The organism is Methylorubrum sp. Q1 (assembly GCF_004683995.1).
In the GTDB taxonomy this organism is placed as follows: domain Bacteria; phylum Pseudomonadota; class Alphaproteobacteria; order Rhizobiales; family Beijerinckiaceae; genus Methylobacterium.
The window spans coordinates 1-21,985 of the sequence record NZ_SRHQ01000033.1 but is presented as its reverse complement, the minus strand read 5'-3'; the positions used below and the strand labels follow the sequence as shown (position 1 = coordinate 21,985).

Genomic DNA, 21,985 nt, shown 5'->3' with positions numbered 1-21,985 from the left:
GTTTCGGACGTTCGGCCGGCGCGGACGGGGGGGACCGGCGCCGGCAGCTCATCGGGTTCTGGTGACAGGCAGCCGCCGACATGGCGCAGGCACAAAGGCCGCGCCGGCACCGCACTGAACTTGCGATCACCGTCACGCTACTGATTACGACTTGCCCGAACAGGGTCTGTCGAGACCTTCAGTTGGAGCGATTGATGTACTAGGCGCGGCAGTAACCAGCGGTCAACGGAATGATCTTCCAATTTTTTAGGCAAGCGCAGAATGCGAATCTTTCGAATCTGTATTATTGAGCAATGTATTTTGCGCAATCGCGAATAATGAGAATAATACTCTCCAGATCGCTCTCTGACGAGAAGGGCGTGAAGCAACCCGTTGCGGAAAGATTTTTCTGGCCGCCGGCTCAGATTCCGTCGCCGAAACCGAAGGACTGATCCATGGTCTGGGCGGGCTCCTCGTCGCTCCGCAGGCGCGAGACCACCCGTGCCGGTACGCCCGCGACGGTGGTGTGGGCGGGCACCTCGTGCAGCACCACCGCGGCGGCGGCGACCTTGGCGCCTTCCCCGACCCGGATGTTGCCGAGCACTTTGGCGCCGACGCTGAGCAGCACGCCGCGGGCGATCTTCGGATGCCGGTCGCCACTCTCCTTGCCGTTGCCGCCGAGCGTCACCGACTGGAGGATCGAGACGTCGTCGGCCACGACCGTGGTCTCGCCGATGACGACGCCGGTGGCGTGATCGATGAAAACCCCCGAGCCGATCCGCGCCGCCGGGTGAATGTCGCAGCCGAACACCTCGGAGATACGGCTCTGCACGTGCAGGGCGAGCGTCGCCCGACCCTGATGCCAGAGCCAGTGCGCCACCCGGTAGCCTTCGAGCGCGGCAAAACCCTTGTAGAACAGGAACGGATCGAGATAGCGCCGGCAGGTCGGGTCGCGCTCACGGATGGCGATGAGGTCGCGCACGGCGTGCAGCCCTGCATGCGGGTCGGCCTCGAATGCGGAGAAGCAGAGATCGCGCATGGTGAGCCGCGACAGGTCGCCGTCGCCGAGTCGGTGGGCGAGGCGATAGGCCAGAGCCTCCGACAGGCTGCGCTGGTCGAGGACCGTCGCCTGGATCAGGCCGGCATAGAGCGGCTCCTCGATCAGCGCGGCCTCGGCCTCGGCGCGCATCGCGGCCCATACGTCGGTCTCCGCCGTGCTGCGGTTCGTGGCGCGCAGCGGCAGCGTGATCGCCAGCGCCGGCATCTCGGGAAGGGGGCGGGCCGCGCGCCAGCCGGCCGCATCGCGGCGCTCGTCATGGCCGTGCATCTTCGGACGGTCCGATCGCTTCAGGAGATGCGCCGGAACAGGTCCGGCAGGTAGCTCTGCAGGGTCTCGTGGCCGTCGAACTGGACATCGATCGTGGCGCGGCCGGCCTGACCGTGGATGCCGACCACCCAGCCCCGCGCATGGCGCCAGATCCCGAGGGCTTCGGCGAGGTCGAGCCGATCGAACACGACCTGATCGCCGGGAAGCATCGTCGCACTCAGCATGATGGTGTCCTTGAAGCGGAAATCCCGTCACGGCTTCCGATCCACCGGCTCGCGCACAGCTTGTCGAATCGCGCATCGCGGGAGGGGTAGGGAGAGCCTACCAAGCGTGCCGGGATACGGGAGAAGATTTGCTGCGCGGGAGAGCGGATCAAGAGCATTATTTTCGATAAGTCATTGTTTCAATTCGATAATTATCGACAGAACGCCGTTTGGCAAGCCTAGTTCCTTACTTCTCGCCGCGCGACCCGGGAACAGGACGGCGGCCCGCCGTCGCCTGGGATCTGATGCCGATACGCCGAGCGGTCGGCCGCTCCGCCAAGACAAGGCGGCGGACGTTGCGCACCGGTTACGACTCCACGCCAACGAGAAGCGCCGGCTCGTCCTGTGCCTGCTGCGTGAGGACCGGCTGGTCGCGTTTCGGCGCGAGAGCCAAACCCTGTCCTACCCGACGGGAGGATCCCAGGGTCGCCCGGCTGCTCGCGACCTTGACGGACATCGTCTGCCCGCAGATCGGCTGAGCGTGCCGGGCACCGCACCCCTCCGCTCGCAGCGCCGCCGGTGACGCAGACGGGCTCATGGCGCACCCGCGGGCCGCATGTCGATGTTGTAGCCTTTGCGTTATCTCGGCCTCATTCGGGTGCCGGACAGGCGCGGAGCCGTACGGGTTGGGCGCGAATGATGTCAGGCCGCCGCCGTCTCGGGCTCTGCTTCTGCCGGCCCTGGAGCCAGCACCCGCATGGCGTTGAGGATGACCGCGACGTCGATGGCTTCCTGGAGCAGCGCGCCCTGAAGCGGCGTCAGGTAGCCGAAGGCTGCGGCAACCATTCCGGCGAGCGAGAATCCGAGGCCGACCCAGACGCTCTGAAGGGCGATGAACTTGGCCCGGCGGGCGATGCGGATCGCGCCCGGAAGCGGGGCGAGGCTATCGACGAGCAGGACCACGTCGGCGGCTTCGGCCGCCGCGGCCGCGCCCCGTACGCCGAGCGCCACGCCGAGATCCGCCGCGGCCAGCGCGGGGGCGTCGTTCACGCCGTCCCCGACCATCATCACAGGACCTCGCGCCCGCTCGGCCGCCACCACGGCGGTCTTGTCCGCCGGATCGAGGTCGGCAGCGATGGCATCGATGGGCGCTCCCGCGACGAGCGCCTCGGCGATCGAGCGCCGGTCGCCCGTCGCAAGCACGATGCGCCGGAGGCCGCAGGCCCGCAGGGCCGCGAGCACGGCGGCGCCGTCCGCCCGCAGCGGGTCCGTCAAGTGCAATCTGCCCGCCGGGCGCCCATCGACGGCCACGAGCACCACCGCCGCAGCGCCGCTCGCCGCGACCGGCTGCTCTTCGGCCGGGAAGGTCAGCCCTATCCTGCGCATCAGGCGCGGCCCTCCGATCGAGACCGAGGCGCCCTCGACCGAACCTGTCACCCCTTCCCCCGGCATCTCCTGCACTCGTTCCGGCTGCGCAAGGTCGAGCCCCCGCTCCAGGGCCTCATCGACGAGGGCCCGCGCCGTCGGATGCGCGGAGACTTGATCGAGGGAGGCGGCGAGCCGAAGCACCTCTGCCTCATCGAACGGCGGGAAGGCCTCGGTGGCCGATAAATGGGCCGTGCCATGCGTCAGCGTGCCGGTCTTGTCGACCACGAGGACGCTGACCTTGGCCAGCGTCTCCAGGGCGCCCCCGCCCTTGATCAGCACCCCGCTCGCCGCCGCCCGCGACAGGCCGGAGACAAGGGCGACCGGAACCGCGAGGATGAGCGGACACGGCGTCGCGACCACGAGGACGGCGAGGCCTCGCAGCGGATCTTGGGTGACCGCCCAGGCGCCCCCGGCGAGAGCAAGGGTGACGGCGAGAAAGGCAAGGCCATAGCGGTCGGCCAAGCGCACCATCGGCGCCTTCCGTTCGCGTGCGGCCTCGACCAGGCGGACGATACCCGCATAGGTGCTCTCCGCTGCCCGGCGCTCGGCCACCAGCGAGAAGGGTGTCCCGACGTTGACGGAGCCGCTGAGCACCGCGCCTCCCGCTTCGTGGATGACGGGCAGCGCCTCGCCGGTAAGGCTCGCTTGGTCGAGCACGGCGCGGCTCGCCACGACGCGCCCATCGACGGGGACGACATCGCCGACCCGGACCAGCACGCGGTCGCCCGGGACGACCGCGTCGATGGGCACCTCGTGCACGCCTTCGCTGTCCTCGCGGAGCGCGGTGCGTGGCTGCCGTGACAGCAGCGCGGTCATCTCCCGGGCCGCGCGTCCCGCCGCGAAGGCTTCGAGCGCCTGACCGCCCGCGTACATCAGGGCGATGACGACGCCGGCAAGCGGCTGTCCGAGAGCGATGGCTCCGCTCATCGAAAGGAGCGCGACGAGGTCGAGGCCGACATCGCCCTTCAGGAGGCTCGTGACGACCTCACGGGCAAGACTGGCGAGCACGACCAGGGTCGGGACGGTCCAGGCCCAGAAGGCAACGTCCGGCGCGCCGAACGCCTGTGCGGCCAACCCGGCGCAGAGCCCGACGAGCGGAAGCGTCGCCTGCCAACGGTGCAGCGCTTGCCGCCACCGGCCACCGTCCGCAGACGCTTCGCCCCTTGCGGGCGTAGATCCGGGGCGGGTCGTCTGGAAGGGTGCTGGAACAGGCATGACATTCGATCAAACGCGACCGGCCGGGCCGGAGCAAGGTGTGATCTTCCCGACCCCGTTCCGCCGGGCGCCAGCGCTGCGGCATCGGCCTTCATCGGCTCAATGCTCGACTTCGCCTCGAGATCGGCAGCGATGCGCCGGTTGCCGCGCGCCTGCTTGAGGCGAAACCCGCTCTGCCGTTTCAGGGATCGCCAAGGCGTCTCCCTCTTGACAGTAAATTAGATATATCTAATTTAGATTCATCTAACACGCTGCGATCCGGCAAGAGGGCAGCCGGTCCAAGCAACTCCGGAGCCGGCGTGCGGAGCCCATAGCGCCCGCGGGTTTGCCGCTGTCGCAGCCCGAGAGAGATCACCATGGAAGGTTTCACGCCACTCAGCGCCACTCTCGGCGGCGTCATGATCGGCGCCTCCGCTGCCCTGTTCCTGCTTCTGAATGGACGGATCGCCGGCATCAGCGGCATCCTCGGCGGGCTGCTCACCCCTCCCTCGCGCGAGACTTGGTGGCGGGCCGCCTTCCTGGCCGGCTTGGTCCTGGCGCCGCGGGTCTATGCCGGCCTGGGAGGAAGCCTGCTGTCGGTGACGGTCGACGCCTCGTTCACGCTCCTCGTCGTCGCGGGTCTGCTGGTCGGGTTTGGCGCGCGCCTCGGGGCCGGCTGTACCAGCGGTCACGGCGTCTGCGGCATCGGTCGCGGCTCACCCCGCTCCCTCGCTGCCACCGGCACCTTCATGGCTGTGGCCATCCTGACCGTCTTCGTCACGCGCCACCTGCTCGGAGCCTGAGCCATGGCCAAAACCGTTATGGCCAAAACCGTTTCTGCCTTCGCCGTCGGCCTGCTGTTCGGGCTCGGCCTGCTCGTCTCCGGCATGGCTGATCCGGCCAAGGTCCTCGCCTTCCTCGACGTGGCGGGACGCTGGGATCCGAGCCTTGCTCTTGTCATGGCGGGCGCCGTCGCGGTCTCGGCCGCCGGCACCCTCGTCGCACGGCAGCGCGGCCGGCCGCTGCTCGCGCCCCGGTTGGAGATCCCGACCCAGCGCGACCTCGACCCGCGCCTGATCGCCGGTGCCGCGGTCTTCGGCATCGGCTGGGGCTTGGTGGGCCTGTGCCCCGGGCCGGCGCTAACCCTCCTGACGGTCGCGCCTGCGCAAGCCGCGACCTTCGTCGTCGCCATGGTCGTCGGGATGCTGCTGTTCCGCCTCGTGCCCTCGGCGGCCTCGAAGCCGACGGCCGTTCAAGGGGCTGACGCGTGAACCCCGGCTTGCTCACACCCGGTCTCGCCACCGCCTCTGGCGGGGGCGGCGGGGCGGCTCGATCCTCGCAGTCCCGCTGCTGACATGCGTGGTCGGCGTGAACTCGCCTCACGTCGCTATCCGCACCCGCGCCCTGGCGGTCACGGTCAGCGCGGCGGTCAACCTCGTCCTGCAGCGGGCCGGGACCGTGACGTGGCGATGCGCGGCCGCGTTCTCGCTGACAGGCTTCCCCGGAGCGCTCTCTGGCTCGGCGGAAGTCGGTCTCGCAGCTCTTCGACGCCGGGCCAGGTTTCAACCAGTTGCTTCTCTTACCGCGATAGAGAAACTTGGCGGAGAACCTTGGCCCGGACCGTGTCTCACGTCAGATCACCGCATGTTCGATTGGAACGACCTCACCTTCTTCCTGGAGCTTGCCCGGCATGGCCGGCTGATGCCGGCCGCGCGTCGGCTCAGGGTCGATAACACGACGGTCAGCCGTCGCATTGCGGAGTTGGAGCGGGGGCTCGACACAAAACTCTTCCAGCGCTGCTCCGACGGCTTCCTGCTGACTGAGGCCGGCCACAAGCTCTTCGTGATCGCGGAGACGATCGAACAGAAGATGCTGTCCGTGCCGGAAGAACTCGGTCTTTCGGATGGAGCCGAGCCCGCGGGACGCGTGCGCGTCGCCAGCATGGAAGGCATCGCCGCGTTCTACCTGTCGGCCAAGTTCGCCGAGTTCGCCGCCGCCATGCCCGGCATCGTGGTCGAACTCGTCACGGAGCGGCACCTCATCAACTTGACCAAACGCGAGGCCGACATCTCGGTGTCCTTCGTGCCGCCCCAGGGCCCGCGCCTCAAGGTGCGACGGGTCGGCGAGTTCCGCTTGGCCCTGTTCGGATCAGAACGCTACTTGGCCACGCACGGCCGCCCGAAGACGCGCGCCGACCTTCAGGACCACGCTTTCGTGGACTACGTCGATGATCTCGTGGCGATCGAGCCGGTGCATTGGCTGCTCGAAGTCCTGAAGCCGACGAACGTGGCCTTCCGCTCCACCAGCATGGCCGCCCAGCAGACAGCCGTCGCCGCAGGGGCGGGGCTCGGCCTGCTGCCGCTTTTTTCAGCAAAGACCAACCCGGCGCTCATCCCCGTCCTGGCGGACGATGTCGTGGTGCAGCGCGAACTCTATCTCGGTGTTCACGAAGACATCGAGCATGCCGGCCGGATCCGCGCCGTGACCCGCTTCCTGGCCGACCTGTTCGCAACGGAGGCAAAGTACTTGAACCGATTTTAGGCAGGTCACGGCAAGAATGCAGCGGGCGTTGCGGATTTTCCACCTTCGCGACGGGGACGGCCTCTGTTGCAAATGCGGCATCCCGTTCCAGGAGCCGTGTCGATGTCCCTCCAATACCCGAAGTTCAAGGCGGCCGCCTGCCACGTCGCCTCGGTCTTCCTCGACAGCATCGCCTCCGCCGAGAAGGCCGTTGCGCTGATCGGCGAGGCCGCCCGCGCGGGCGCCGATCTCGTGGTTTTTCCCGAGGGGTACATGCCGGGCTTCCCCCTCTGGGCGGCCCTGCGGGCGCCGATCCACAACCACGATCTGTTCAAGCGCCTCGCGGCCCAGTCCGTGCGCCTGGACGGCCCGGAGATCGGCGCGGTCCGCGCCGCCGCCCGGCGCCACGGCGTGCTCGTCTCGCTCGGGTTCAGCGAGAGCACCGAGGCCAGCCTCGGCTGCTTGTGGAACGCGAACGTGCTGATCGGCCGCGACGGGGCGATCCTCAACCACCATCGCAAGCTCGTGCCGACCTTCTACGAGAAGCTCATCTGGGCGAACGGCGACGCCCGGGGCCTGCGCGTGACGCCCACCGAGATCGGCCGCGTCGGCATGCTGATCTGCGGTGAGAACACCAATCCGCTGGCCCGGTACACGCTGATGGCGCAGGGCGAGCAGGTCCACATCTCGACCTACCCGCCGGCCTGGCCGACCCGCCCGCCGGGAGAAAGCGCCGCCTACGACCTGAAACGGGCCATCGAGATCCGTGCCGGGGCGCATGCCTTCGAGGCCAAGGTGTTCAACATCGTCTGCTCCGCCGTCCTCGACGCGGCTGCCAGGGCCACCCTCTGCGACGGGGACACCGCCCTCGCCGAGCTCGTCGAGCGGACCCCGGCGGGCGTATCCATGGTCCTCGACCCCACCGGCTCCCATGTCGTGGAGCCGCACCAGGGGGACGAGACGATCGTCTACGCCGACATCGACATCGAGGCCTGCGTCGAGCCCAAGCAGTTCCACGACGTCGTCGGCTACTACAACCGCTTCGACATCTTCCGCCTCCATGTCGACCGCACGCCGCGCGAGCCGATCAGTTTCGACGCGGCCGTCCGGCCGTCGGGAGTTGCCGCCGAAGGCGTCGATGGGATCGAGGCCCTCGATCCGGATGGCGCTCGCGCACAGCCCGGCTTCGGCGAGCCGGCGCCGGTCCAGCCGCTTCGCCGCGCAGGCCACTGAGACGGTTCGGGCGCGGCCGAGCCTCGAAGGTGACGCCGCGCCGGCTCCGGGGGCTTCGGCCTCCCGGAGGTATTCGCCAGATCCCGCACGAATGGACGGAGGTGCAGCATGCTTTCACCCGATAGAGTGGCCCCTCGCGAGGAGGCCGAGGCGATCACAAGACTATCGCGAACGCGATCGCGCGTGGCGATCGCGCTGAGTCTCGTGATGATCACGATGTATTTCGGGTTCATGACGATGTTCGCCTTCGCCAAGACTGCGATGGGCACGATCCTGATGCCCGGCTTGTCGCTCTGCATCCTGCTCGGCGCAGGGGTGATCGTCGGCTCATTTGTCCTTTGTCTGGTCTACGTCGTCTGGGCGAACCGGTTCTACGACCCGGCCGTGCGCCGCATCATGAGCTGAGGAGCGAACCATGCAGGCCGCCAACAATCCCCTCGCTGTCACGTTCTTCTTCATCTTCATGGCGCTGACGCTCGGCATCACCTATTGGGCCGCCCGGCGCACGCGCACCACGGAGCAGTTCTTCGCCGCCGGAGGCCAGATCACGGCTTGGCAGAACGGCTGGGCGCTCGCGGGCGACTTCCTCAGCGCGGCCGCGCTGCTGGGCATCGCCGGTATCATCACGTCGAATGGCTTCGACGGCTTGATCTACTCCATCGGCTTCCTGGTCGGCTGGCCGATCATCTCGTTCCTGATCGTCGAGCCGCTGCGCAACCTGGGCAAGTTCACCTTCGCCGACGTCGTCGCCTACCGCCTGCGGCAGCGCCCGGTGCGGATGGCCGCCGCCATCGGCACCCTGACCGTCATCCTGCTCTACCTGATCGCCCAGATGGTCGCGACGGGCTCACTGATCAAACTCCTCTTCGGCCTGCCCTACACCGCCTCGGTCATCGTGGTTGGCACCGCCATGCTCATCTACGTGATCTTCGGCGGCATGCTGGCCACCACCTGGGTTCAGGTGATCAAGGCGGTGCTCCTCTCCCTCGGTGGCCTCGTTCTGGCGCTCCTCGTGCTCGCCCATTTCGAGATGAACCCGCTGCGCCTGTTCTCGGCGGCGGCCGACAAGTACGGCGAGCGCGTGCTCCAGCCGGGATCCAAGGTCGCCGGAAGCGGATGGGACGCGATCTCGCTGGGGGTCGGGCTGATGTTCGGCACGGCGGCGCTGCCGCACATCCTGATGCGTGCCTTCACGGTGCCGGACGTGAAGGAGGCCCGGATGTCGATCCTCTACGCCACCGGCATCATCGGCTCGTTCCACCTCCTCGTCTTCGTGATCGGCTTCGGGGCGATGGTCCTCGTCGGGCCCGAGGCCGTCACGAAGGCGGGCGGCGGCGGCAACATGGCGGCACCGCTGCTCGCGCTGACGGTCGGCGGCAACGGCTTCTTCGGCTTCATCTGCGCGGTCGCCTTCGCGACCATGCTGGCGGTCGTCGCGGGCCTGACGCTCTCCGGGGTCGCCACGGTCTGCCACGACATCTGGGTCAACGTCGTCCGCAACGGCCATGCCCCGGAGCGCGAGCAGCTCACCGTCGCCCGGATCGCGACGGTCGCCATCGCGGTGCTGGCGGTGTTTCTCGGAATCGTCTTCGAGGGCCAGAACGTCGCCTTCATGGCGGGGCTGGCCTTCGCCGTCGCCGCGGCCGCCAACTTTCCGGCCCTGTTGCTCTCCATCACGTGGAAGCGGTTCACGACGGCGGGGGCGGTCGCCAGCATCCTGATCGGCACGTTCTCCTCGCTGCTGCTGATCAGCCTCTCCCCCACGATCCAGGTCGATGTGCTGGGGCGGAGCCTCGCGGAGGTCTCGCAGGCCTGGTGGTTCGTCCCGATGAAGAACCCGGCCCTCATCAGCATGCCGCTGTCCTTCCTCGTCGCGATCGCCGTCTCGCTCCTGACCAAGGAGGATGCGGCCGACAGCACCTTCCAGGAGATGCGCCGGAGGATCATGTTCGGTGCGTCGCGGACGGCCTACGCCGGCCGCTGAGCCCTCGGCCGGGGATTACCCATGGACGGGGCGTCGAGCGACGCCCCGTCCATGGGCGTCCGGGTGTCGGCCGCTCAAGGCTGCACGCCGAGCCGGGCGGCGGCGCGCCGGGCGGTGGCCGTGCGCCGTTCCGTGATCGCCGCCACCGCGGCGCGGGCCTGTTCGAGGATGGCCGGCGGCGCCCTCTCCGGCGTGCCGCTGTCGAAGGGCGGCTCGGGCGCGTAGGCCATGTAGAGCTGGATGGCCTTCGCAGCGTCCTCGCCGCGCAGCTCCGCGGCCAGCCGCAGCGCGCCGTCGATCCCCGCCGTGACGCCCGCCGCAAACACCCATGTGCCGTCGACGACCACCCGCTGATCGACGGGGATCGCGCCGAAGTAGGGCAGCAGATCGAACGAGGCCCAGTGGGTCGTGGCGCGGCGGCCTTTCAGGAGACCTGCGGCCCCGCAGAGCAGGGCGCCGGTGCAGACCGAGAAGACGCTCCGCGCGCCGCCCGCCTGGCGGCGGAGCCAGTCGAGGACGGCCTCGTCCTCCATCAGGTCCTCCTGGCCGAAACCGCCGGGGACGTGCAGCACGTCGAGTTGCGGCGCGTCCTCGATCGCCGCGTCCGGCGTCAGCCTCAGGCCGCGCACGTCCCGGACCGTCTCGGATGTCTTGCCGTAGACGCGGTAGGTCGCGTTCGGGATGCGCGACAGCACCTCGAACGGGCCGGTGAGATCGATCTGGTCGACGCCCTCGAACAGGAGGGAGCCGATTTCCAGGTGAGTGTCGGACGGGATCATCGTTACCTCCGGTGGACAGCGGAAGGGTACTCGGGCAGGCTCTGGCGCGAATGCCAAAGAACCCTCGTTTCTCGCCAAAACCGGTGCGGTCCGTGGAGGTGCTCGCCTTCCCGGGCGTGCAGGTTCTCGACGTCACCGGTCCGCTTCAGGTCTTCGCCTCCGCCAACGAGCATGTCGCCCGCAACGGAGACGGGCCGCCCTATCGGCTCCGGGTGGTCGCCAAGAACGGCGGTGCCGTCGCGTCCTCAGCCGGCCTCGGGCTCGCGGCGGAGCCGCTGACGCCGATGCCGGAAGCGGTCGATACCCTGATCGTTGCCGGCGGGCCCGGCGTCGATGCGGCAGCCGACGATCCGGACTTACTCGAATGGCTGCGTCGACGCTCCCTGCAGGCGCGACGGGTCGCCTCTGTCTGCACCGGCGCCTTCATCCTGGCGGCTTCGGGCCTCCTCGACGGCCGGCGGGCCGTGACCCACTGGTCGTCCTGCGACGCCTTCGCCCGGCGCTTCCCAGCCGTGCGCGTGGAGGCCGATCCGATCTTCGTGCGCGACGGCCCCGTCTGGACCTCCGCGGGCGTGACGGCCGGAATCGACCTCGCGCTGGCACTCGTCGAGGCGGATCTCGGCCGCGAGACGGCACTCGCCGTGGCACGCTACCTCGTCGTCTTCCTCAAGCGTCCAGGCGGTCAGGCGCAATTCAGCGCAGCCTTGTCGCTGCAGACGGAAGGGGACCACTTCGACGCACTGCATCGCTGGATGCGGGCGAATCTCGGTGCGGACCTGTCGCTCCCGGCCCTGGCTGCGGAGGCGGGGATGAGTGAGCGCAGCTTCAGCCGGCATTACCTCAAGGAGACCGGGCTTACGCCGGCCAGAGCCGTCGAACGGCTGAGGGTCGAGGCCGCCCGCCAGATGCTGGCGGAGACCCATCGACCGGTCAAGCGGATCGCGCAGCATTGCGGCTTTGCGTCCGAGGAGACGATGCGCCGAAGCTTCCTGCGTCTGCTCGCGAGCACGCCGCAGGATTATCGCTCTCGCTTTGGCATCGATCCGCAGATGAACGAAATCCCTCGTCCCTTTTTGCAATCTTAGAGCGCATGCCGACGAAGTGGTTACCGGCTCGTCGAAAGAATGCGCGTCGAAACAATGACCTAGAGCCGTATCCGGCCTGCTCCGGATTCATCCCGATTTTGGGTGAGCCGAATTGATGTTTTTCGAGCCGATCTGCGCCCCGTCGAGACGGGCTCATAGGCCTGCAATTTCGGGCATGCAATTTCGGCTGTTTATGCCTGATCGGCGCTTCTCCTCGGACCAACCGGTTCTGATGTGGGCCGACATTTGCACGAAGCTTGCAGGTTGCGGAGGTGCCAATCAGGAATCTGGGGTGCGCCGCGGAATGGATGGAAGCCTCCTTAAGGGCGCGTCGAGCACACACTGGCGTACGCAGGAGATGTTCCTCGTCCAGGAGGTCATGAACCTGATCGGCAAGGGCCTGCGCCTCGATCAGGTCGCGCGGGAGATGCTGCATCTCCTGTCCGAGATCGTCGGACTGAACCGGGGACGGATCGTCCTGAAAGACCCCGACGGCGATGGGCACCGCATTGCCTACTCCTACGGGCTGACCCGCGAAGAGGTCGCTCGGGGCCGCTACGCACCGGGCGAGGGCATCACCGGACGCGTCATCCAGGACGGTCACCTCATCATCGTGCAGGACATCGACAAGGACCCCACCTTCCTTGGGCGGGCGGTGGCGCGGGCGCAGCTTCCCCGCGGCGCCGTGTCGTTCCTGGCGCTGCCGATCCGGGTCGATCACAGGACCGTCGGAGCCATTGCCTGCCACCGCATCCGTCACCGGGAGCGCGCGCTCTCGGACGATCTCACCATCCTGCGCATCATCGCCACGATGGTCAGCCAGTTGCTGACCCTGAACGAGCGGGTGGAGCAAAAGACGCGGGCGCTCGAGGAGCACAACGACATGCTGGCGCGCGAGCTGCGCATCAAGCGCGCCCGCTACGGCATCATCGGAACCTCGCCCACGCTGCTGCGCGCCCTCGCGCAGGTGGAAAAGGTCGCGAGCGCGACCGCGAGCGTGCTGCTGCTCGGCGAGTCCGGAACCGGCAAGGAACTCTTCGCTCGGGCGCTCCACCTCGCGAGTCCGCGGCGAGACCGGCCCTTCATCAAGGTCAATTGCGCCGCGATTCCCGACAGCCTGTTCGAATCCGAGCTGTTCGGGCACGAGCGCGGCGCCTTCACCGGGGCCGTCGATGCGCGGGCCGGCTGGTTCGAGCAGGCGAGCGGCGGCACAATCTTCCTCGACGAGATCGGCGAGATGCCGGCGGTCCTCCAGACCAAGCTGCTGCGCACCCTGCAGGAGGGGACGGTCGTGCGCCTCGGCGGCAAGCGCGAGATCCGGGTCGACATGCGCCTCGTCGCCGCGACGAACCGGGACCTCGCCACCGAGGTCGCCCACGGCCGCTTCCGAGAGGACTTGTTCTACCGCCTCAACGTCGTGCCGATCACCCTGCCTCCGCTGGCGGAACGGCGCAGCGATATCCCCGATCTGGTGCTGCACTTCCTCACCCAGGCGAATCAGATCAACCAGCGCAACGTCAACCTGACCCAAGGCGCGGTCACGCATCTCGCCCGCCAGCCCTGGCCGGGCAACATCCGCCAGCTCGCCAACTTCATCGAGCGGCTCGTACTGCTGGCGAGCGAAGGTGTCTTGGACGTCGAGGACGTGCGGCCGATGCTCGAAGGCGCCGTCGTCACGGCGCCCCCGCTGCTCGCACCTGCCTCGGCTCCGTTCTTCTCACCCGAACGGGAAGCGGCGTTGCGCGCGATCGGCACCGTGCGCCCCTACCTGCCGGCCGACTCGCACGGCCACGAACAGTTGCGCATGGCTCTGGCCCAGGCCGGCGGCAACAAAACGCGGGCGGCCCAGCGGCTCGGGCTCACCGAACGCCCATTCTCCTATCGCTGGCGCAAGCTCCAGCCGGCGCCCTGACCCGGCTCTGCCAAACCCGACAATGTCGACAAAGTGTCGACATTCATCAACGTTTCATCCGGGGTCGCCCTTCGCAGATCCTAGCTAAACACCTGAAATATATCATCAATATGAAATCGTCGCATTCGCCGCCGATTTGGCACCCGCTTTGCGCAAGCCCCTCCGAGCCGGCCCCGATGAAGACGGGGACAGGGCACGCACAGGAGTTGCCGATGAGCGCGAACGCCGCCCCCACCACCGTCACCACCTACTTGCGTCCGATCGACCGGGACGGCCTGATGCAGTTCGCCGAGAAGGGCCGCTGTAATCCCGGCTCGCGTGGCACCAACAAGGTGCACACCGTCGTCGACGGGCAGTACCGCACCCTCAGCTATGTCGGCGACCACCAGCCTGTCGTGGTGGACGAGCCCCTGCACCTGTTCGGCGAGAACACGGCGCCGGCGCCGGGTGAGATCGTGCTCTCAGCCCTCGGCGGCTGCCTTGCGGTCGGCATCACCGCCGTCGCGACCTGGAAACAGGTGCGCCTGTCGCGCCTCGAACTGCATCTCGAGGGCGACATCGGCAACCCCGCCGCCTGGGGCGCGGGCGGCGCCGAGAAGCTGCCGGAGGACATGGGTTTCCAGGAGATCCGCGTGGCCGTGACCATCGAGGGCGATGCGAGCCGCGAGGAACTCGACGCGATCGTGCGCCACGCGAATGTCTACTCGCCGGTGGCCAACTCCATGCGAAACCCGATCGCCTTCAAGATCGGCTTGGCTAGCTGACGCGCCCAGGCGGGGCCATGCGGCCCCGCCGCCTTCCCCGATCCTTGAGGAGACTGCACGATGCCGAGCGCCCTCGCTTTGCGGCCAGCGGATGATTCCGTCGGGCCGGTGCCGCCTGCCACGCCGAACCGCCCCGATTGGACCGACGAGGCCGTCATCGCCGAAACGAAGGCCATCGCCGATGGTCCCTTGAGCGCCGCCGCGGCGGAGATCGACCGCGGCGCCTACCCGCTCGAGATCCTGGGTCGGCTCGGTGGCGCGGGCGCGCTCGCCGTGCATCTCGACCGGCACGGGGGGCGCTTCGGGCTCGCGGTGGCTGCCATGCAGGCGGCGAGCCGGGCCTGCGGCGCCACCGGCTTCCTGATGTGGTGCCACGACGTGTGCGGCCTCTACCTGGAGCAGTCGGGCAACCCGGCCCTGACCGGCGCGGTGCTCGACGATCACGCGGCGGGCCGCCGCTTCGGAGGCACGGCGCTCTCCAACCCGATGAAGGCCTTCGCCGGGATCGAGCCGATCCTGCTGCGCGCCCGTCGCGTCCCCGGCGGCTACCGGGTCAGCGGCATGCTGCCCTGGGTCAGCCATATCGGCCCGGGCCAGTATTGCGGCGCCATCGCGGGCGTCGTCGGCGCCAACGACACGATCAGCCACGAGATCATGTTCGTGCTGGCTTGCGACCGTACCGAGTTGCGGCCCTGCCCGCACTTCTCCGGCATGGAGGGCACCAGCACCTGGGGTGTGCGGCTCGACGATCTCTTCGTCGGGCATGACGACCTCATCGCCGATCCGGCGCGCCCCTTCATCGGGCGCATCCGCGGCGCCTTCATCCTGCTTCAATGCGGCATGGGCCTCGGCATCGCCGAGGGGAGCCTCGACGCCATGCTGGCGGTCGAGGAGACGCTGGGCCACGTCAATCAGTTCCTCGACGATCGACCCGACGCCATCGCGGCCGAACTCGCCGAGTTGCGCGCCCGTGTGATGCGGCTCGCCGAGACGCCCTATGACGGTGCCGCCGACTACCTGATCGATGTTCTCGACGCCCGTGCCCAGGTCTCCGAACTGGCCTTGCGCGCCTCGCAATCGGCGCTGCTGCATCAGGGCGCGCGGGGCTACCTGATGTCGGCGGCTCCTCAGCGCCGCATCCGCGAGGCGCATTTCGTCGCCATCGTCACCCCCGCGATCAAGCATCTGCGCTGGGAGATGGCCCGGCTGTCGCGGGAGACGCAGCCCGCCGCGACCGAAGGGGGCCGGGCATGAGCCGCCCTGAGCCCGCCGACGGCCTCGGCCCCTGGCAGCTTTTCCTCTGCCGGGCCTGCGGCCTGATCTACGACGAGGGCGAGGGCGACCCCGATAGCGGCCTGCCGCCCGGCACCCGCTTTGCGGACATTCCCGATGACTGGGCCTGCCCGATCTGCGGCGTCACCAAGTCGGATTTCGAGCCCTACCAGCGGCGCGCGCCTGTCGCGCCGGTGCCGGCCTCGCCGGTGCCGCAGCGCCGGCCCGGCATGGTGATCGTCGGCGGCGGAATCGGCGGATGGAGCGTCGCCGAGGCGATCCGGGCCGAGGATGCGGGGGTGCCGATCACCCTGGTGAGCGCTTGCGACGGCAGCCTCTACCACAAGCCGGAACTCTCGGTCGCCCTCGGGCGCGGCCTGACACCCGACGCGCTCCGCCGCGAGACGGGCGCCGCGGCGGCGGCACGCCTGTCCCTGCGCCTGATGGCCGACACGGTCGCGGTCGGCCTCTCGCCGGAGCGACACGCCTTACGCACGACGCGCGGCACGCTTCCCTACACCCATCTCGTCCTCGCCCACGGGGCGCGGCCAGCGCTGCCGGACGGCCTCGACCCCACCCTGTGCTGGCGGATCAACGACCTTGCCGCGTGGTCTTCGCTCCATGGCGAGCTCGCCCGCGGCCCCCGCGCGGTCGCGGTGATCGGGGCCGGCATGGTCGGCTGCGAGCTGGCCGAGGATCTGGCCCGCGCCGGCCATGCCGTCACGCTTCTCGGGGCCAAGGCGCTGCCGCTGCCCGAACTCCTGCCGGAGCAGGCCGGACGGCGCCTGCTGGCGGGCCTCGAAGGCGTGGGTGTCCGCTACCGGGGCGAGAGCCTCGTGAGCGGCCTGAGCCGCCGGCCGGACGGCACCGTCGCCCTCGCTCTCCCGGACGGGACGAGCCTGGTCGCCGCGACCGTGATCGCCGCGACCGGCCTCGCTACGCCCTCGCGCCTCGTGCGGGGAGCGGGCCTCGCCTTCGACCGCGGCATCGTCGTCGATCCGGCGACCCTGCGCACGAGCGGGCCTGACATCTTCGCATTGGGCGACTGCATCAGCATCGCGGGGCGGCCCTGCCGCTTCATCGAGCCCATCGCCCGCCAAGCCGCAGTCATCGCTCACGCGATCCTCGGCCGGGCCCATCCGGGCTACGCGCACGCCGCCCCGGTCATCCGCTTGAAGACCCGCTCGGCCCCGATCGCCCTGCACGGCATCCCCGTCGCCGAGCGCCCCTGGCACGTCGTCGAAGAGAGCGAGCACCGGCTCGCGATGGAGCAGCGGCAGGGCGGCGACATCACGGCCTGGCTCGCGGCCTGAGACTGCCGACAATGTCGACAAAAGATCGACATTGTCGAAGGCACGAGATCCGGCCGAGCCGTCCCTACGGACGTCAAGTCTCTGATCCGAAAGCAGAAATAAAAAATTCCAGCGATTGGCGCGACTGTTGCTGAGGATTCGTTGCCTGCCCTGCCGGAGACCATGATGGCCCCGTTCGACAATCCCTTCGATGCCAAACGCCGCTTCGCGCGCGGCGGCTGCTCCTGCGGCTCGCACGCGTCCCAGGCCGCGCACGAGGCGGCCCTGCCGAGCGGGGACGCTGCGATCGAGCGGGCGGTCGAGACGACGATGATGCGGGCCCTGTTTCCGCATCACGCGGAGCGCCGTGCCTTCCTGCGCAGCGTCGGCCTCGCGACGGCGGCGGCGGCCGTCAGTCAGTTCCTGCCGACGAAATTCGTGGCCGAGGCCTTTGCCCAAGCGGGCAAGCCGGAGAAGAGCGACCTCAAGATCGGCTTCATCCCGATCACCTGCGCCACGCCGATCATCATGGCCAAGCCCATGGGCTTCTATGAGAAGCAGGGCCTCAACGTCGATGTCGTGAAGACCGCTGGCTGGGCGGTCGTGCGCGACAAGACCCTGAACAAGGAATACGACGCCGCCCACATGCTGGCACCGATGCCGCTCGCCATCACGATGGGGCTCGGATCGAACCCCGTTCCGTTTGCCGTGCCGGCGATCGAGAACGTCAACGGACAGGCAATTTGCCTCGCGAATAAGCACAAGGACAATCGCGACCCGAAGAATTGGAAAGGCTTCAAGCTCGCGATCCCGTTCGATTACTCGAACCACAACTACTTGTTGCGCTACTACCTCGCCGAGCACGGCATCGATCCCGACACCGACGTGCAACTGCGCTCGGTGCCGCCGCCCGAGATGGTCGCGAATCTGCGCGCCGACAACATCGACGGCTTCCTGGCGCCCGACAACGTCGTCCAGCGCGCGGTCTACGACGGCGTCGGCTTCATCCACATTCTGTCGAAGGAGATCTGGGACGGGCATCCCTGCTGCTCCTTCTCGGTGGCGCAGGACACGATCCGCGAAATGCCGAACGCGACGGCCGCGATGCTGCGCGCCATCCTCCAGGCGACCGCCTACGCCTCGAAGGCGGAGAACCGTAAGGAGATCGCCGCCGCCATCGCGCCCGCCAACTACCTCAACCAGCCGCTCACCGTGGTGGAGCAGGTCCTCACCGGCACCTATGCCGACGGGCTCGGCAGTGTGAAGAAAGACCCCAAGAGGGTCGCCTTCGACCCCTTCCCCTACGAGAGCTTCGCGATCTGGACGCTGACCCAGATGAAGCGCTGGGGCCAGATCAAGGGCGATGTCGACTACGCGGCGGTCGCAAAACAGGTCTACCGCGCCACCGACGCCGCCAAGCTGATGCAGCAGGACGGATTGACCCCGCCGCAGGCCACCACCAAGACCTTCGTGGTGATGGGCAAGACCTTCGATCCGGCCAAGCCCGAGGAATACCTCGACTCCTTCAAGATCAAGCGTGCGAGCTAACGCCATGCAACGCACGCTCTCGCTGCGCGCCGGCATCCTCTCCCTCGCGCTTCTCGCGCTGATCCTGCTCAGCTGGCAGATCGCGGTCAGCGGCACCGCCCGCACCGAGGCCATGGACCCGGAATACGCCGCCCTGATGGGGCAGGCGGCCACCACGGGCAAATCGGCCATGCCCGGCCCGCTGGATGTCGGGGCGACGATCTGGAAGCACCTGAAGGATCCGTTCTACGACCGCGGGCCCAATGACAAGGGCATCGGGATCCAGCTCGCCTACTCGATCGGCCGCGTGGCGCTCGGCTACGGCCTCGCGGTGCTGGTGGCGATCCCGGTCGGCTTCCTCATCGGCATGTCGCCGCTGATGAGCCGGGCGCTCGACCCGTACATCCAGATCCTGAAACCCGTCTCACCCCTCGCCTGGATGCCGCTCGCCCTCTACACGATCAAGGATTCGAGCCTGTCTGCGATCTTCGTGATCTTCATCTGCTCGATCTGGCCGATGCTGATCAACACGGTCTTCGGCGTCGCGGGCACGCGCAAGGAATGGCTCAACGTCGCCAGAACCCTTGAGGTGAGCCCGATCCGGCGCGCCTTCACGGTGATCCTGCCGGCAGCCGCCCCGACGATCCTCACCGGCATGCGCATCTCGATCGGCATCGCGTGGCTCGTCATCGTGGCGGCCGAGATGCTCGTGGGGGGCACCGGCATCGGCTACTTCGTCTGGAACGAGTGGAACAACCTCTCGATCACCAACGTGATCACCTCGATCCTGGTGATCGGCCTCGTCGGCATGGTCCTCGACCAGCTCCTGGCGCGTGCGCAGCGCCTCGTCACCTTCCCGGAGTGAAGCGAACCATGAGCACGCTCCTTCCGTTCGCGCGGCGCGCCCGCCGCTCCGCTTCCGAAACGGCTGATGCCGGGACCAGCCGCATGTCGACGTCTGAAAAATTCATCTCCATCGAGGGGATCGCCCGGCGCTACCCGGCGCCGGGCGGCAAGGCCACGACGATCTTCGAGAACCTGTGGCTACCGATGCGCCGCGGCGAGTTCGTGTGCATGATCGGCCATTCCGGCTGCGGCAAGACCACGGTGCTCAACATCCTCGCCGGGCTCGATGCGCCGAGCGAGGGCGTCGTCATCGTCGACGGGCAGGGCATCACCGGCACGAGCCTCGACCGCGCCGTCATCTTTCAGGGCCACGCCCTGCTGCCCTGGCGCAGCGTGCTCGGCAACGTCGCCTACGCGGTGTCCTCGCGCTGGCGGAAGGCGAAACGCGCCGAGATCGAGGCGCGCGCCCGCAAGGCGATCGCCACGGTGGGACTGGCCGGCTCCGAGCATAAGCGTCCTTCGGAGTTGTCGGGCGGCATGAAGCAGCGCGTCGGCATCGCCCGGGCGCTGGCGATCGAGCCGAAGATCCTGCTCATGGACGAGCCCTTCTCGGCGCTCGACGCGCTGACCCGCGGCACGCTGCAGGACGAGGTGCGCCGGATCTGCGTCGAGACCGGACAGACGGTCTTCATGATCACCCACGACGTCGACGAGGCGATCTATCTCGCCGACCGGATCGTGCTGATGACGAACGGGCCGGAGGCGAAGGTCGCCGAGATCGTCGAGAACCCGCTGCCCAAGAACCGCGACCGCACGCAACTTCACCATGCGCCCGGCTACTACGCCCTGCGCAACCACCTGATCGACTTCCTCGTGACCCGCTCCCGGACCCTGCGGGACGCCATGCCCGGAGACTACGACCCCCGCCATCCGCCGGTGGTGCGCCCCTCGCTCAGCGAGGCGGACGCCGCCGCCATCGCCGCCGAGCCGCCGGCCCGGCGAGCCTGATCCCGGCGCCGACCTCGCGCGGGTCGGCGCCTCGGCATCCGAGAGCCCGCTTCGTGGAGCGAGCCGATCCACCGGGTCGTCTGGATGCGACGCCTGTGCGCCGGGTCCTGGCGGGGTTTGCCTGGCACCTGCGGACGTGCGGAGACGGGCCCGCGCGCTGCCGGCCGGCTCTCTGCCCTGGCGTACGATCGACGGCTGGTTCCGGTGCTGGATCGCGAAGGGGCTGTTCGAGGCTCTGATGCGGGTTCTGGCCCGCCGCCCCTCCAGCCAGGCCTTCTCCAGAGCCGCGTTGACGCCGAGCTTCGGCCGGTGGCGGAACCGAGGAAGGTCGAAGGTGGTCTCGGCAAGGATGGCCCTCATGAACGGGTGAGCGAATGGCTAGGTTTCTGTCCGCCGATCCCTCGGAGCCTATCGACTGCCTGATTGTCGGGGGTGGCCCGGCCGGGCTGACAGCCGCACTCTACTTGGCCCGCTTCGAGCGCCGCTTCCTCGTGGTGGATGCAGGCGACTCCCGCGCGTCTTGGATACCCACCAGCCACAACATCCCGGTCTTCGCCGACGGCATCTCCGGACAGGAGATCCTCCTCCGCCAACGCGAGCACCTCGCTCGGTATGGATCCGAGGTCGCACATGGCACCGTCAGGGCCTTGCGCAGGGTCGAGGGAGGTTTCGCGGCCAGCGTCGAAGAGGCGGCGGGCGTCTCACGCGAGGTGCGGGCGCGCCGGGTGCTTCTCGCCACGGGCGCGGACGACGTGGAGCCAGACCTGCCGGACCTTCCCGACGCCGTCAGACGCGGCCTCGTGCGCTACTGCCCGATCTGCGATGGCTACGAAGCGAGGGGCAAGCGCATCGCCGTGATCGGCCATGGCGACAGGGGCCTGGGAGAGGCGGTGTTCGTGGCCCGCACCTACTCGCGCGACGTGACGCTTCTGACGCTGGGGCAAGACATGCACCTTGACGCGGGCGCGCGCGAGCGGGTCGAGAAGCACGGCATCAAGGTCGTCCACGAGCCCGTGACAAGCCTCGATGTCGAGGATGCCCGGATTACCCGGCTACGCACGGCGGGCGGTGATGAACACCGGTTCGAGGTGCTCTACTCGGCTCTCGGATTGAAGCTTCGATCCGAGCTCGCCTTGGAACTGGGAGCCGAGCACGATGGAACGGGAGCTCTCCTCGTCGACGAGCACAACCGCACGACGGTCCCGGGCCTATATGCCGCCGGCGGCGTGGTGCGCGGTCTCGACCAAGTCGTGGTTGCGATGGGACATGGCGCGATGGCGGCCACCGACATTCACAACCGCTGCGAACTGCCGACCGAGGAAGAAGTCGACGGAGCCGACAGCTCCGCCTGATCCCGACAGCGGGCGCGTAGCCCTCGGAACATCGCGGCTGGCCCGCGGGCGGTGCCGACCGACGGCTCCCGGTGTGGGCCAAACCGAGCAAGAGAGCCGACAGGGGGTGATGCGATGGATCGTCACGATCACGGTGATGTCACTGATGGGCTGTGACTAATATATCATATGACGTGAGCTTGGCCGCTGCTAACAGGGCGCACGTTTCAAAAACCCCTGGTTCAAATCTTGCGCAACTCCCTGATCCTCGCCGGCCTCACGGGCCTTCTCCTGTCGGGCA

19 protein-coding genes and 1 pseudogene are annotated in these 21,985 nt (G+C 68.4%); 16 read left to right on the top strand and 4 right to left on the bottom strand.

Going from position 1 to position 21,985, the window contains the following annotated elements; translation table 11 throughout:
- Window positions 1-400: 400 nt before the first annotated feature.
- The gene (cysE, locus tag E4V01_RS22885; RefSeq protein ID WP_135299959.1) at window positions 401-1,243 is read right to left on the bottom strand and encodes a serine O-acetyltransferase; all 843 of its coding nucleotides are present in this window, start codon (window positions 1,241-1,243) and stop codon (window positions 401-403) included.
- An 83-nt stretch (window positions 1,244-1,326) separates the two neighbouring features.
- A complete protein-coding gene (locus E4V01_RS22880) occupies window positions 1,327-1,530 on the bottom strand; it encodes a hypothetical protein (protein ID WP_060768829.1) in 204 nt (67 codons plus the stop codon).
- Window positions 1,531-1,804: 274 nt separating this feature from the next.
- On the opposite strand from E4V01_RS22880, the pseudogene E4V01_RS26345 reads away from it, so the two are divergent.
- Window positions 1,805-2,048: pseudogene (locus tag E4V01_RS26345) on the top strand (transcriptional regulator).
- A gap of 163 nt (window positions 2,049-2,211) precedes the next feature.
- On the opposite strand, the gene E4V01_RS22870 reads toward E4V01_RS26345, so the two are convergent.
- Entirely contained in the window at window positions 2,212-4,152 is a 1,941-nt protein-coding gene (locus E4V01_RS22870; RefSeq protein ID WP_135299945.1) for a heavy metal translocating P-type ATPase, read from the bottom strand.
- 356 nt (window positions 4,153-4,508) lie between these two features.
- On the opposite strand from E4V01_RS22870, the gene E4V01_RS22865 reads away from it, so the two are divergent.
- From E4V01_RS22865 to E4V01_RS22840, 6 genes are all read left to right on the top strand, one after another.
- A complete protein-coding gene (locus tag E4V01_RS22865) occupies window positions 4,509-4,934 on the top strand; it encodes a YeeE/YedE family protein (RefSeq protein ID WP_135299944.1) in 426 nt (141 codons plus the stop codon).
- A gap of 18 nt (window positions 4,935-4,952) precedes the next feature.
- Window positions 4,953-5,402, top strand: a complete 450-nt coding sequence (locus E4V01_RS22860) for a DUF6691 family protein (RefSeq protein ID WP_135299958.1) — start codon at window positions 4,953-4,955, stop codon at window positions 5,400-5,402.
- A 373-nt stretch (window positions 5,403-5,775) separates the two neighbouring features.
- Window positions 5,776-6,672: a LysR family transcriptional regulator gene (locus E4V01_RS22855; protein WP_060768834.1), complete on the top strand. Its 897-nt coding sequence runs from the start codon at window positions 5,776-5,778 to the stop codon at window positions 6,670-6,672.
- 102 nt (window positions 6,673-6,774) lie between these two features.
- Window positions 6,775-7,884 (top strand): carbon-nitrogen hydrolase family protein, encoded by a 1,110-nt coding sequence (locus tag E4V01_RS22850; RefSeq protein WP_135299943.1) that lies wholly within the window; start codon window positions 6,775-6,777, stop codon window positions 7,882-7,884.
- 108 nt (window positions 7,885-7,992) lie between these two features.
- Window positions 7,993-8,289, top strand: coding sequence for a DUF485 domain-containing protein (locus tag E4V01_RS22845; protein ID WP_060768836.1), 297 nt, complete (start codon window positions 7,993-7,995; stop codon window positions 8,287-8,289).
- A 10-nt stretch (window positions 8,290-8,299) separates the two neighbouring features.
- Complete coding sequence (locus E4V01_RS22840) at window positions 8,300-9,868, top strand: sodium/solute symporter (protein ID WP_060768837.1); 1,569 nt, start codon at window positions 8,300-8,302, stop codon at window positions 9,866-9,868.
- A gap of 74 nt (window positions 9,869-9,942) precedes the next feature.
- Here the strand turns inward: E4V01_RS22840 and E4V01_RS22835 are convergent, their stop codons facing one another.
- Window positions 9,943-10,647 (bottom strand): DJ-1/PfpI family protein, encoded by a 705-nt coding sequence (locus tag E4V01_RS22835; protein ID WP_135299942.1) that lies wholly within the window; start codon window positions 10,645-10,647, stop codon window positions 9,943-9,945.
- 50 nt (window positions 10,648-10,697) lie between these two features.
- On the opposite strand from E4V01_RS22835, the gene E4V01_RS22830 reads away from it, so the two are divergent.
- From E4V01_RS22830 to E4V01_RS22790, 9 genes are all read left to right on the top strand, one after another.
- Window positions 10,698-11,732: a GlxA family transcriptional regulator gene (locus tag E4V01_RS22830; protein WP_135299941.1), complete on the top strand. Its 1,035-nt coding sequence runs from the start codon at window positions 10,698-10,700 to the stop codon at window positions 11,730-11,732.
- A gap of 304 nt (window positions 11,733-12,036) precedes the next feature.
- Window positions 12,037-13,644, top strand: coding sequence for a sigma 54-interacting transcriptional regulator (locus E4V01_RS22825; protein ID WP_135299940.1), 1,608 nt, complete (start codon window positions 12,037-12,039; stop codon window positions 13,642-13,644).
- A 212-nt stretch (window positions 13,645-13,856) separates the two neighbouring features.
- Window positions 13,857-14,408, top strand: coding sequence for an OsmC family protein (locus E4V01_RS22820; protein ID WP_135299939.1), 552 nt, complete (start codon window positions 13,857-13,859; stop codon window positions 14,406-14,408).
- 60 nt (window positions 14,409-14,468) lie between these two features.
- Window positions 14,469-15,662 carry an acyl-CoA dehydrogenase family protein gene (locus E4V01_RS22815; RefSeq protein ID WP_135299938.1) on the top strand — a complete coding sequence of 398 codons (1,194 nt, stop codon included), beginning with the start codon at window positions 14,469-14,471 and terminating at the stop codon, window positions 15,660-15,662.
- Window positions 15,659-16,993, top strand: a complete 1,335-nt coding sequence (locus tag E4V01_RS22810) for an FAD-dependent oxidoreductase (protein ID WP_135299937.1) — start codon at window positions 15,659-15,661, stop codon at window positions 16,991-16,993. The genes E4V01_RS22815 and E4V01_RS22810 overlap by 4 nt, the downstream gene beginning before the upstream one ends.
- A 165-nt stretch (window positions 16,994-17,158) precedes the next feature.
- Window positions 17,159-18,520, top strand: a complete 1,362-nt coding sequence (locus E4V01_RS22805) for a CmpA/NrtA family ABC transporter substrate-binding protein (RefSeq protein WP_135299936.1) — start codon at window positions 17,159-17,161, stop codon at window positions 18,518-18,520.
- A 4-nt stretch (window positions 18,521-18,524) separates the two neighbouring features.
- A complete protein-coding gene (gene ntrB / locus E4V01_RS22800) occupies window positions 18,525-19,364 on the top strand; it encodes a nitrate ABC transporter permease (RefSeq protein WP_060768847.1) in 840 nt (279 codons plus the stop codon).
- Window positions 19,365-19,372: 8 nt separating this feature from the next.
- Window positions 19,373-20,353, top strand: a complete 981-nt coding sequence (locus E4V01_RS22795) for an ABC transporter ATP-binding protein (protein ID WP_060768848.1) — start codon at window positions 19,373-19,375, stop codon at window positions 20,351-20,353.
- A gap of 374 nt (window positions 20,354-20,727) precedes the next feature.
- Window positions 20,728-21,705 (top strand): NAD(P)/FAD-dependent oxidoreductase, encoded by a 978-nt coding sequence (locus tag E4V01_RS22790; protein ID WP_135299935.1) that lies wholly within the window; start codon window positions 20,728-20,730, stop codon window positions 21,703-21,705.
- Window positions 21,706-21,985: the final 280 nt, after the last annotated feature.